This is a genomic window from Mycobacterium barrassiae, from assembly GCF_025822765.1.
Lineage (GTDB): Bacteria > Actinomycetota > Actinomycetes > Mycobacteriales > Mycobacteriaceae > Mycobacterium > Mycobacterium barrassiae.
Genome location: NZ_JACKUK010000020.1, coordinates 95119 through 107098, shown reverse-complemented (window position 1 = coordinate 107098; position 11980 = coordinate 95119). Strand labels below are relative to the sequence as shown.

General features: G+C 66.7%; 10 protein-coding genes and 1 rRNA gene. 4 read left to right on the top strand and 7 right to left on the bottom strand.

Annotated elements, in window-relative coordinates; all coding sequences use genetic code 11:
* The 3 genes from H7J93_RS10190 to H7J93_RS10180 form a co-directional block, all read right to left on the bottom strand.
* Positions 1 to 111 (bottom strand): 16S ribosomal RNA (locus H7J93_RS10190); the annotation flags it as partial.
* A 488-nt stretch (positions 112 to 599) separates the two neighbouring features.
* Positions 600 to 1862 (bottom strand): tyrosine--tRNA ligase, encoded by a 1263-nt coding sequence (gene tyrS, locus H7J93_RS10185; protein ID WP_267306178.1) that lies wholly within the window; start codon positions 1860 to 1862, stop codon positions 600 to 602.
* 38 nt (positions 1863 to 1900) lie between these two features.
* A complete protein-coding gene (locus H7J93_RS10180; RefSeq protein ID WP_267306169.1) occupies positions 1901 to 2512 on the bottom strand; it encodes a DNA-3-methyladenine glycosylase in 612 nt (203 codons plus the stop codon).
* 82 nt (positions 2513 to 2594) lie between these two features.
* Here H7J93_RS10180 and H7J93_RS10175 point away from each other — a divergent pair, with 82 nt between their 5' ends.
* The 3 genes from H7J93_RS10175 to H7J93_RS10165 are packed head-to-tail and all read left to right on the top strand — an operon-like array spanning position 2595 to position 4740.
* Positions 2595 to 3368: an ABC transporter ATP-binding protein gene (locus tag H7J93_RS10175; RefSeq protein WP_267306168.1), complete on the top strand. Its 774-nt coding sequence runs from the start codon at positions 2595 to 2597 to the stop codon at positions 3366 to 3368.
* A complete protein-coding gene (locus tag H7J93_RS10170) occupies positions 3293 to 4120 on the top strand; it encodes an ABC transporter permease (protein ID WP_267306167.1) in 828 nt (275 codons plus the stop codon). Before H7J93_RS10175 ends, H7J93_RS10170 begins: the two co-directional genes overlap by 76 nt.
* Before the next feature lie 5 nt (positions 4121 to 4125).
* On the top strand, positions 4126 to 4740 hold the full coding sequence (locus tag H7J93_RS10165; protein WP_267306166.1) for a TetR/AcrR family transcriptional regulator: 615 nt from the start codon (positions 4126 to 4128) through the stop codon (positions 4738 to 4740).
* On the opposite strand, the gene H7J93_RS10160 is transcribed toward H7J93_RS10165, so the two are convergent.
* From H7J93_RS10160 to H7J93_RS10150, 3 genes are all read right to left on the bottom strand, one after another.
* Positions 4723 to 4938 (bottom strand): Trm112 family protein, encoded by a 216-nt coding sequence (locus tag H7J93_RS10160; RefSeq protein WP_267306165.1) that lies wholly within the window; start codon positions 4936 to 4938, stop codon positions 4723 to 4725. The genes H7J93_RS10165 and H7J93_RS10160 overlap by 18 nt on opposite strands.
* A gap of 9 nt (positions 4939 to 4947) precedes the next feature.
* Positions 4948 to 5550 (bottom strand): hypothetical protein, encoded by a 603-nt coding sequence (locus H7J93_RS10155; protein ID WP_267306164.1) that lies wholly within the window; start codon positions 5548 to 5550, stop codon positions 4948 to 4950.
* Between the two features lie 101 nt (positions 5551 to 5651).
* Positions 5652 to 8615, bottom strand: coding sequence for an acyl-CoA synthetase (locus H7J93_RS10150; RefSeq protein WP_267306163.1), 2964 nt, complete (start codon positions 8613 to 8615; stop codon positions 5652 to 5654).
* Between the two features lie 142 nt (positions 8616 to 8757).
* Here H7J93_RS10150 and H7J93_RS10145 point away from each other — a divergent pair, with 142 nt between their 5' ends.
* Entirely contained in the window at positions 8758 to 10506 is a 1749-nt protein-coding gene (locus H7J93_RS10145) for an ABC-F family ATP-binding cassette domain-containing protein (RefSeq protein ID WP_267306162.1), read from the top strand.
* A 56-nt stretch (positions 10507 to 10562) separates the two neighbouring features.
* Here the strand turns inward: H7J93_RS10145 and argH are convergent, their stop codons facing one another.
* On the bottom strand, positions 10563 to 11975 hold the full coding sequence (argH, locus tag H7J93_RS10140; protein WP_267306161.1) for an argininosuccinate lyase: 1413 nt from the start codon (positions 11973 to 11975) through the stop codon (positions 10563 to 10565).
* Positions 11976 to 11980 lie beyond the last annotated feature (5 nt).

The following is an 11980-nucleotide window of genomic DNA, read 5'->3' as shown; positions in this document are numbered from 1 at the left end:
TACTCACCCGTTCGCCACTCGAGTACCCCCGAAAGGGCCTTTCCGTTCGACTTGCATGTGTTAAGCACGCCGCCAGCGTTCGTCCTGAGCCAGGATCAAACTCTCCAAACAAAAACAACCCAACAAACGTCAGGTGAATCCACAATCAGAGAAAATCTGACCAAGCAAGACACCAAAAACTGGCATCACAAAAAATCCACCCCTAAACGGGAAAAAAGAGGCGGACAAAAAACAACAAACAAAAACCACCAAACACACTATTGAGTTCTCAAACAACACACCCGCTCGGCCGCGCAACCAACCCGCGGCCTTTAAGCCACGGGCTCGTAGTGCGGACAATCAGAAACCCAACCGAAGTTGGGGCTTCCCTCTGGGAGCCGCCGCGCTCGTCGGGCTTGGCCCGTGTCGCAGCGACTCCGATAAGTTACGTGAGGGATAACTCTGAGTCAAATGGGCTGATGGGGCGTGTCTTTCGATCCGCGTCCATCGTGCGCACAGCAGTGCGTCGACTCGTTGTTCATGGGGTTCAACGCGCCTCCGGGACACTTTGTTCCCGAGAAGCGACACCAACTTTGGTCGGGCCTCGATGACCCGACGAACTAGCCAACGCGGTGGACGCCGGCGATATTCCGCTTGCCCCGACGCAGCACCAGCCAGCGACCGTGCAGGAAGTCCGACGGCTGCGGCACCCACTCCTCGCTCTCGATGCGGACATTGTTGACGTAAGCCCCGCCCTCGCCGATCGTGCGGCGGGCCGCTCCCTTACTCGCCGACAAACCACTGGCCACCAGCAGGTCAGCGATCGAATCGGGTTGTCCGGGCTGTAGCTCGGCGACCGACGCCTCCTGCAGCGCGGCGGCCAACGTCGGCTCATCCAACCGGGTGAGTTCACCGCGACCGAACAGTGCCTGACTGGCGTGCTCGACCGACTCCGTCGCCGCCTCGCCGTGCACCAGATTCGTCAGCTCCCGGGCCAGCCGGCGCTGACCGGCGCGCTCGTGTGGTCGTTCCGCAGTCGCCTGCTCCAGCTCCGCCAATTCATCCGGCGAAAGGTAGGTGAACCACCGCAGGTAGCGGACCACGTCGGCGTCGGCAGTGTTCACGAAGTACTGGTACCAGGCGTAGGGACTCGTCATCTCCGGGTCGAGCCACAGGCTGCCGCCACCGGTCGACTTCCCGAACTTCTGCCCTTCGGAGTCGGTGACCAGCGGGGTGGTCAGGGCGTGCACGGTGGCTCCGGTCTTCTGCCGGACGAGCCGGACTCCGGCGATGATGTTGCCCCACTGATCGGACCCGCCGATCTGCAGTGCGCATCCATAGCGCTGATGGAGCTCCACGAAATCGTTGGCCTGCAAGAGCATGTAGCTGAATTCGGTGTAGGAGATGCCTTCGCCCTCCAGGCGGCGGCGCACGGTGTCCCGGTCGAGCATCACATTCACCGAGAAGTGCTTTCCGACGTCGCGAAGGAACTCGATCGCATTCATCTGCGCGGTCCACGTGAGGTTGTTCTCCACCACGGCGCCGGTCGGCGAGTCATTGAATTCGACGAAGCGCTCCAGCTGGCCCCGGATGCGATCGGCCCACTGCGCGACTGTGTCAGCGCTGTTCAGCGTGCGCTCGCCGACGTCGCGCGGGTCGCCGATCATGCCCGTCGCACCACCGGCCAGGACGATCGGACGGTGTCCGGCCTGCTGAAACCGCCGCAGCGTCAGCAGCGGGATGAGATGTCCCGCGTGCAGGCTCGGCGCCGTCGGATCGAAACCCGAATAGACGGTCGTGGGCCCGGCGGCCAGCACCGCTGCCAGTGCGTCGCGATCGGTGGACTGCGCGATCAGTCCGCGCCACTCCAGCTCATCGAGGATGGATGCGCCCGTAGAAGTCACGCACCGATCTTCCCGTACTAGTCGCTTTCCCCGGGAGCCGGTGCCCGTGGGCTGCGGCGATAAAGCGACACCTCGGGCCGCCCGGCCAGCCACAACCGCCAGGGACGGTCGGCCGCCTTGCTGACACCGACGCGCGGGCCGGCCACACCCTCGCGCTTCTCGCCGAGCACCAACCGGATCGGGCTCTCGGCATCCAGCAGATCAATGCCGTTGTCCTCCATCGTGATTCCCATCGCCGAGCACAGATTGCCCGGGCCCCGCCCCAGCGCAGCGGGTCGCACCGACTCACCGCGGCGGGCTTGAGCGACATCGGCTCCGGACTCGATCGCCACTGCCCGCAGCAGCACCGCACCGGCGACGCGATCGGTGGCGCACACGACGTTCGCGCAGACGTGTATGCCGTGGCTGCGGTAGGTGTAGAGCCGTCCGGCGGGACCGAACATGACAGCGTTGCGGCCGCCCATGCCCCGATAGGAATGCGCGGCCGCGTCCGGCCAGGGCCCGTCCTCAGGACCGCCATATGCCTCGACCTCGACGATCATCGCGCTCACGCCACGCCCGATCAGAACGGCGCCGAGCAGCCGGCGCGCTGCACTAAGGGGATCCACGGACAACTGGCGCGCACTCACCGCAGCGATTCTGCCTGGCAAGGCGATGTCAGGGCACCGACGGGCATTGACATGCCCACCCACCCCGAGGATTATTCATCGTATGATGAGTTCATCGCGTGATGAATTGCTTCACCCCGACGTCGACATCGCCGTCGACGTGCGAGATCTGCGGGTCATCCGAGGTAAACGCGTCGCGCTCGACAACATTTCGGTGCGGATCGCACGGGGCACGATCACCGGCCTGCTCGGCCCTTCCGGATGCGGCAAGACGACGCTGATGCGCTGCGTCGTCGGCACCCAAATCGTCGCGGCGGGCACCGTGACGGTGTTGGGCCGCCCGGCCGGCTCGGCAGAGCTGCGGCACCGGGTCGGTTACGTCACGCAGAATCCGACCATTTATGACGATCTGCGGGTCATCGACAACGTCCGCTACTTCGCGGCGCTGACTGGTGCAGACCATGCCGACGCCGACAACGCGATCGCCGCCGTCGGGCTCGACGATCACCGAACCGCCCTGTGCGGCAATCTTTCCGGCGGCCAACGCACCCGCGCGTCGCTGGCCTGCGCTCTGGTGTCCCACCCCGACCTGTTGGTGCTCGATGAGCCCACCGTCGGACTGGACCCCGTGTTGCGGGTCGAGCTCTGGGAGCGGTTCCGCGAAATCGCCGACCTCGGCACGACGCTCATCGTGTCGAGCCATGTCATGGACGAAGCCGATCACTGCGGTGACCTGTTGCTGATGCGCGAGGGAACGCTGCTCGCGCACACCACACCCACGAAGTTACGAGAGGACACGAGATGTCAGTCACTGGAGGACGCGTTTCTGTCCGTCATCAGGCACAGCACCGCGACCCGACAACTCGAAGCCGGCTGAGCCCGCAGGCCTACCTGGCCACCACGACGCGGATCCTGCGCCAGCTCGCCGCCGACCACCGCAGCATCGCGATGATCCTCCTGGTACCGAGCCTCATCATGACGCTGATCTACTTCATGTTCCGGGACGCACCCCACCCACCGGGCGCGCCCACGCCGTTCAACAACGTCTGTTTGATCATGTTGGGCCTGTTCCCGCTCATCGTGATGTTCCTGATCACGTCGATAACCATGCAGCGAGAACGGGTTTCGGGCACGCTCGAACGGATCCTCACCACTCCCCTGCGCCGCCTGGATCTGCTCGCCGCCTACGGCACCGCCTTCTCGATCGCCGCCGCCGCGCAAGCCACCCTGGCCTGCGTCGTGTCGTTCTGGCTCCTCGGCTTCGACACGGCGGGCAGCCCCGCACTGGTTTTCCTCATCGCGATCATCAACGCCGTTCTCGGGGTCGGCCTCGGCCTGCTGTGTAGTGCGTTCGCCCGCACCGAGTTTCAAGCGGTGCAGTTCATGCCGCTGGTGATCGCCCCACAGCTGCTGTTGTGCGGAGTCGTCGTGCCGCGTGAGGCAATGCCCGAATGGCTGCAGTGGATAAGCAATGTGCTGCCTGCCAGCTACGCTCTTGAAGCGCTGCAACAGGTCGGTGCGTATCCCGATCCGACGTTCATCGCGGTACGAGACATCGCGGTGGTGGTCGGCTTCGCGATCGTGTCGATGGTCCTGGCCGCGGCCACGCTACGACGAAGGACACCGTAAGGGCATTGACCACCAACACTGAGCGCAGGCGTCCCGGGCGACCGCCCGGGACGTCCGATACGCGCGAACGCATCTTGACCAGTGCGCGGGAGTTGTTCGCCCGCAATGGGATCGACAGGACCTCGATCCGCGCCATCGCGACCGCCGCGGACGTCGACCCCGCGCTCGTCCATCACTACTACGGAACCAAGACCCAGCTGTTCGCCGCGGCGATCCACATCCCGATCGACCCGATGCAGATCATCAAACCGCTGCAGCAGATCCCCGTCGAGGAGATCGGCTACACGTTGCCGACGCTGCTGCTGCCGCTGTGGGACTCCGAAATGGGTAAGGGATTGCTCGCCACGATGCGATCCATCCTCGCCGGCAACGACACTTCGCTCATCCGGTCGTTCCTGCAGGAGATCATCGCGAAAGAAGTCGGCTCTCGCGTAGACAATCCGCCCGGAAGTGGGCCGATCCGTGTGCAATTCGTCGCTTCGCAGCTGGTCGGCGTCGTGATGGCCCGCTATATCCTCGAACTGGAACCGTTCAAATCGCTGCCGGTGGAGCAGATCGCCGAAACGATCGGCCCCAACCTCCAGCGCTACCTCACCGGGGACCTACCCGGATTCTCCTGACGCCCTCTCGAGCAACCGGGTGTGTTCGGCCTCGTCGGTGACCGTGACGGCCTCGTCGACCAGCAGGACCGGAACACCGTCGTCGATGCGGTACGCGCGCCGCAGCCGCGGGTTGTACAGACACTCGTCGTCCACCAGAAGGAGCGGACCACGGTCCTCGGGACAGACGAGGATGCTGAGAAGCTTTTCGTCGAGCACGGCCGCGCGTCAGCCCTGCGGAGGGAGCGGGCCGCCCTGTGCAGGCGGCATGCCCGGCATGCCCGGCATGCCGCCACCGCCGCCGGATTGACCCTGCTGCTGCTGCTGTGCAGCCATCATTTGCTGCTCCATGATCTTGCGCTGGTACTGAATGGCCGAACCCAGCGCCTCGATCAGCGGCTTCTGGTTGGGTCGGTCATCCAAGGCTTCCACCAGCGCTTGGGCGTTGGCGCTGGAGATCGGGAAACCCTGCCTGCGCAGATTCACGACGTCGTCGATCAGCTTCGAGATCTGACCGCCGGCCTCACCCTGGCCGTACTCGTCATAGATCGCCATCAGGACCTGGTCGCCGTTGATCTTCCTGGGCTTGTTCGCCGCATCGGAGCACTTCTTGTCGTCCGGCTCGCAACCCGCCGCGGCGGCCACGGCGGCCTCGGCATCTTTGGTGCAGTCGTCGCCGGTGCAGCTGCGCGGAGCCGGTGGGTTCGTGGGTTCTGCGGGCTGCGCGAACGCGGTCGACGCGCCGAATCCGGACATCAGGCCAACGGCGAGCACTCCGCCGACGAGAGCGCGGCGCCAGTCGACGCGAGCGTTACCGGTCTGCGATGTCATCAACCCTCCAGCGCGATAGACCACCAATTGCCCGACCCGACGACGGCCTGCCGCCAGCGGGAGCCTAACAGCGTGACGACCGCTCGGCACGGCCGCGACGATCACCCACCAACGATTTCGGCGCGCACCGCGACGGTCAATCGCTTGTACCGATTCGTATCGCGGTCCAGGTACCACGCGTTACGCGACGGTTTGGGGATCCCCGCTTCGCGCAGCGGCCCAACGAGCGGTCGGCACGACGCGCTGAGGGCCATCTCGGGCACCACGTGCACGAGGTCGGGTGGGCTGCCGACCGGCAGATCGGCGAGCGCCTCGGACAGGTCCGCCGAGGGAATGGTCCCTCCCGGCCGCAGGGCCAGGGCCGTCACTGCCAGACGCTGGTCACCGGCGTCGACGCCGTAGGTGACCGCGAGGTCCACCGCGTTCAGACGGCTGACGGCGTCGTTCACGGTCGCGGCGTAGACCACTCCGCGCGGTGAGTGGATCACCAGACCGCGGCTGTCGACGAGCCAGTAGTCGCCGTCGTCGTCGCGCCGGAACAGGTACTCCGTGGACACCCACGTGTCCGCGGGGGCGAAGACGCCGCGTTTGATCGACGCGGTCGGGTCGATCGGTCCGCGCGGGCGGGCCAGCAGGACGCCGACCTCGTTGGTTTCTGCGCGACGCACGAAGCCGCGCTCGTCCTCGAGGATGAGGTCGTCCTCGGGGTCGTAGGCGGCCAAGGCGATCTCGCCGCTGCCGGGCAGCGGCCGGCCCTTGCTGCCGACCTTGGCGCCCGAGACGTTGGCCAGCACCGCCTGCCCGTCCGAGGTCGCAAAGAATTCGAGGACGTGGGCGGGCTCGAACACGTCGACGACGCGTTTCCACAGGCCCGTCGGCATGCCGGAGCCGATGAACAGCCGGACCGGATGGCTACCTGCCAGCGAGAACGACGGGTCGTCGATCACGTCACGCAGCATCGCCCACGTGTAGGAGACGACGGTGACGCCGTATTGCCGGATCTCCTGGACGAACCGATCGGGGCGCAGACCCCTTGACAACGCGATACGCGACCCGCCGACGACCGCGCCGCCGAGTGCGACCAGCAGCCCGGATTGATGGTGCAGCGGCGTCAGGCAGTAAACCGTATCGCCGCGCCCCAGGTTGGCCGCCGATGCAGTGCCGAACGCCGACAGCGCCCACCGGAAGTTGGTGATCTGGCGGGGAACCAGTTCGCCGCCGATCGAGCTGAAGCCGATGAACGCGAGGTCGCGGGCCAGCGCGGGGTTGGGCCGGTACCAGCCCGGAAGATCGACGAGGTCGGGATCGATCTTCTCCATGTCGATGACGTCGGCGTCCTCGGGGAGGTCCAGGTCGCGCGCCTCGCCACCACCAAGCACGAGGACGCGCATATCGAGCTTGCGCGCCGCCTCGAGGTTGCTCGGGTCGGCGATGATGTCGGAGACCGCGCCGAGCCGGGCGGCGGCCACCAGATCGGCGTCGGGCGGCATCAGCACGGCCACCGCACCGAGGCGCGACAGCGCGGCGATGGCCACCAGCGCGCTGGGGCGCGTTTCCATCAGGACGCCGACGTGTGCGCCCTGGCGGACGCCGACGTCGATCAGGCCGCGGACGACGTTGTTGATGCGGCGATCCACCGCCTCATAGGTGTGCACGCGACCGTCGAACAGCAGGGCCTCGCCGTTGGGCATGTCGCGGGCCTGTTCGGTCATGATCCGGCCCAACGAGATTCGGGTGTGGTCGTTGATCTGACCCAGCCGCGCGAGGCGGGGCAGGGTGCGGTATGTCTCGACCACAATTGCGCGCGCGGACTTGTTGGCCGCGACCACCGCATCGGCGGCCGACCGCGCGAGGGTGAACACCATCTCGGTCGCCGCGGAAGTGCCGTGCGCCAAGCGTGAACTGAGCGAGACGCCGCTCTCTTTGGGCTCCTCGGGCTGCAGGGGCATCGGGTTGACGCCCTCGGGCATCTTGCCGTCGGAGTCGATCCACTTGACCCACTGGGCGACCGTCGGCCAGGTTTGCGTCGATGCCTTGCTGCCGACCACAAGTCCGAAATGTCCGGCGCGGATGATGAATTCGTAGACGTCCGCCTTCGGCGCGGCACGCTTGATGCCGCGCACCGACGCCGGTTGACCGATGTCGTCGACCTCACCGATGACCGCAAGCACGGGGCAGTCGATGTCCGACAGCGTGACGAGGTCGCCGTGAATCGAGAAGCCGCCACTCATCATTCGGTTGTGCGCGATGAACTGCTTGAGCAGTTCGGCGATCGCAGGGCCCGACCACGCGATCCAGCCTTCGGACTGCAGGAAGCGGCGCTGCTGCTCGCGGGGCAGCAAGGCCTCGCGGTCGTGCAGCTGACGCAGGAAGTCGATGCGCGACTGCGCCGTCTTGATCGGATCGAGCATCTGGAATCCGGTGCGCGCCAGCCAGCCGGGGATGTCCATGCGGCTGAACACATGGTCGGCCATGAAGTCCGCCGCGGCGGGGGCGATGCTGGCGGGCATGTTCATCGGCAGGCCGGCGAGCGTGTCGACCGGCGAGCCGAACGCGATGATGCTCGCCAGATCTTTCGACCTGCGGTAGGCAGCGGCCTGATAGGCGAACATGCCGCCCTGCGAGTAGCCGGCCAGGTGCACGTCGCGGCCGGTTACCTCTTTCACGGTGTCGATGGCTTCGCTCAGCGCGACGACGTGGTCGGCGAGGTTGCGGTCCATGCCGCCCTCGACCTTGTCGGGCGAACCGAAGTCGATGACCCAGGGGTCGAGTCCGGCCTTGTGCAGAATGCCGACGGCGCCTTCCTCGCGGGTGACGTCCCACATGTCGGCCGACATCATCATCGGATGCACCATCAGCACCGGCGGCCCTGGCGGCTTCGCTCCCGGCCTGTTGTCGGGCGGGAAGTACCGCCGCAGCCGGTACATCGGCACACTCTGGATGATCTGGAACGGCGACGGCACCGCGCCTGTCTCCAGGCCGCCGTAGCGCAGAACTTCCAGCCCGTTCTGCGCGGTGGCGACCAACCGTTCCACTGGTCTGGTCAGTCCTGATAGGTCCACCAACGCACGCTCCCCTAGCTGCAAATCCCCCGATTTCCGCCTTCGATCATGGCATAGCCGCGGGAGGCGACAGCCGGGATTGCCGGGGTGCCGGTCAGCTAACCGGAAACAGGCCTTGGCAGCGGCCTACCTATCATCGGGCGCGATGGCGAATCTGATCAACGTGGAGCGGGCGAGCGTCGGGTATGGCACCCGCACGCTGCTCAACGGCGTCAGCCTCGGGATCGACGAGGGCGACGCGATCGGGGTCGTCGGGCGCAACGGTGACGGTAAGACCACCCTTTTGCAGGTGCTGACAGGCACTCGGGAGCCCGATTCCGGGCGGGTGACCCATACGTCGGGGCTGTCGGTGGGGTATCTGAGGCAGAGCGACGAGTTCGGCGGCGCGACCGTCAGGGACGTCATCGTCGGTGGACGGCCCGACCACGTCTGGGCGGCCGAACCCGGCACCCGAGACGTCGTGTCGCATCTGCTCTCCGGTGTCGAGCTCGACAGCGAGGTGGGTCGGCTGTCCGGGGGTGAGCGCCGCCGGGTGGCGCTGGCGACCGAGTTGATTGCGGGGCATGACGTGCTCGTGCTCGACGAGCCCACGAACCATCTGGACGTCGAGGTGATCGGTTGGCTGGCGGCCCATCTGAACGCCCGGCGCGCCACGGCGCTGGTGGTGGTGAGCCACGACCGGTGGTTCCTCGACGCGGTCTGCACCACGACGTGGGAGGTGCACGACGGCGTCGTCGACGCCTACGACGGCGGATATGCGGCGTACGTCCTGGCGCGTGCCGAGCGTGCGCGGTTGGCCGCGGGCGTCGAGGCGCGACGTCAGAACCTGATGCGCAAGGAGCTGGCCTGGCTGCGGCGCGGTCCGCCCGCGCGGACGTCGAAGCCGAAGTTCCGCATCCAGGCGGCCAACGATCTGATCGCGAACGAACCACCACCGCGGGATTCGCTTGGGCTGCAGAGCTTTGCGATCACGCGGCTGGGCAAGGACGTGTTCGATCTGCATCGCGTGCGATTGGAGGTCGGGCCGAACGTCGTGCTGGATGGCATCGACTGGTCGATCGGGCCCGGGGCCCGCATCGGACTCGTCGGGGTCAACGGCACCGGCAAGACGTCGGTGCTGCGGCTGCTTGCCGGTGAGCTGCAACCGGCGTCGGGCACGGTCAAGCGGGGCAAGACGCTCAGGATCGGCTATCTGAGCCAGGCGCTCGCCGAACTCGACGGTTCCGAGCGCGTGATCGATGCCGTCGAAAACCGGCGCCGCATCACTCAATTGGCAGGCGGGCGGGAGATCTCGGCCGACACGCTGTTGAAGGACTTCGGCTTCACCGGCGACAAGCTGACCGCGCGACTGGCCGAGTTGTCCGGGGGTGAGCGCCGACGACTGCAGTTTCTGCGACTGCTCCTCGACGAACCCAACGTGCTGCTGCTCGACGAGCCCACAAACGATCTCGACATCGACACCCTGACGGTCATCGAGGACTACCTCGACGGGTGGCCCGGCACGTTGATCGTCGTGACACACGACAGGTACTTCCTCGAACGGGTCTCCGACGTCACGTATGCGCTCACCGGAGGTGGGCGGTGTGATCTGTTGCCGGGTGGCATCGAGCAGTATTTGGCGGATCGCGCGGCCGCGGCACCAGATGCCCCCGCTCGCGTCGACGCGCCACGCGGCGAGTCGGCGTCGGCGCGGGAACGTCGCGCGGGCAAGGAGATGGCCCGCATCGAAGGGCAGCTGGAGAAACTCGAGAAGCGGATCGCCGAACTGCACGAATCGATGGCCGAGGCGGCCGCCGATCACGTGCGGGCCGGCGAGCTCAACGCCGAACTTCAGGACATGCTGAGGCGTAAGGAGTCTCTCGAAGAGGCGTGGCTGGCAGCCGCCGAAGAATAGCTGCGATTTGTGTGCGTTCGCGAGCGCTCAGCGCTCCTAAACGCACACAAATCGCCCTAGCGGCGCAGGCGCAGTCGCAGCTTGTCGGCGGTGTCGCGCACGACGCCGAGCTGCTTGGCGACTTGAATCGGGGCGGTGCCGCCCCTGGCGTCGCGGGAGTTCACCGAACCGTCGATGGTGAGCACCTCGCGTACCTGTGGCGTCAGTTCCGGGTGGATGCCGGCGAGCTCGGCGTCCGCGAGATCCTCGAGCCCGACGCCGCGTGCCTCCGCGGCGCGCACCGCAGCACCGGCGGCCTCGTGCGCGACTCGGAACGGCACGCCCCTTTGCACCAGCCACTCGGCGACGTCGGTGGCCAGCGTGTAACCGAGCGGTGCCAGCGCCGCCATCCGGTCGACGTCGAAACGCAGCGTGCCGACCAGCCCCGCCATCGCGGGCAACAGCAGCTCCAGCTGCAGCACCGAGTCGAACAAGGGTTCCTTGTCCTCCTGCAGATCCCGGTTGTACGCCAGCGGTTGCGCTTTCAGCGTCGCGAGCAGACCGGTGAGGTTGCCGATCAGCCGGCCCGATTTCCCGCGCGCCAACTCCGCGATGTCGGGGTTCTTCTTCTGCGGCATGATCGAGCTTCCGGTCGACCACGAGTCGTGCAGTGTCACATAGCCGAACTCGGTCGTGCTCCAGAGGATGATGTCCTCGGCGAGGCGGGACAGATCGACGCCGATCATCGAGAAGACGAACGCCGCCTCGGCGGCGAAGTCACGCGATGCGGTGGCGTCGACCGAATTGTCAGCCGCCGAACCGAACCCGAGCTCCTCGGCGATCGCATCGGGGTCCAGGCCGAGCGACGACCCCGCCAGCGCACCAGATCCGTACGGCGACACTGCCGCTCGCTTGTCGAAGTCGACCAGCCGGTCGACGTCGCGAAGCAACGGGTGCGCATGCGCGAGCAGGTGATGCGCCAGCAGGATCGGCTGAGCGGACTGCAGATGCGTCTTGCCGGGCATGATGGCCGTCGGATGGGCCGCGGCCTGAGTGGTCAGCGCCGAGACGACTTCGAGCGTGCCGTCGGCGACCCGCCTGATCGCATCCCGCAGCCACAGCCGAAACAGCGTGGCCACCTGATCATTTCGCGACCGGCCCGCCCTGAGGCGACCGCCGAGGTCCTCCCCGACGCGGTCGATCAGTCCACGTTCGAGCGCACCGTGCACGTCCTCGTCGGTGACCAGCGGCCGGAAGCTGCCGTCGGCGACATCGGAGGCCAGATTCTCCAGCCCGACCAAGAGGCCGTCGCGTTGCTCAGCGGTCAGCAGGCCGGCGCGGAAGAGCACACGCGTGTGCGCCTTCGACGCGGCGATGTCGTAAGGCGCCAGCACCCAGTCGAAGTGCGTCGACTTGCTCAGCGCGGCCAACGCGTCCGACGGCCCGTCGCTGAACCGGCCGCCCCACAGCGAACCCTCGTTGGTGCCCATCAGCC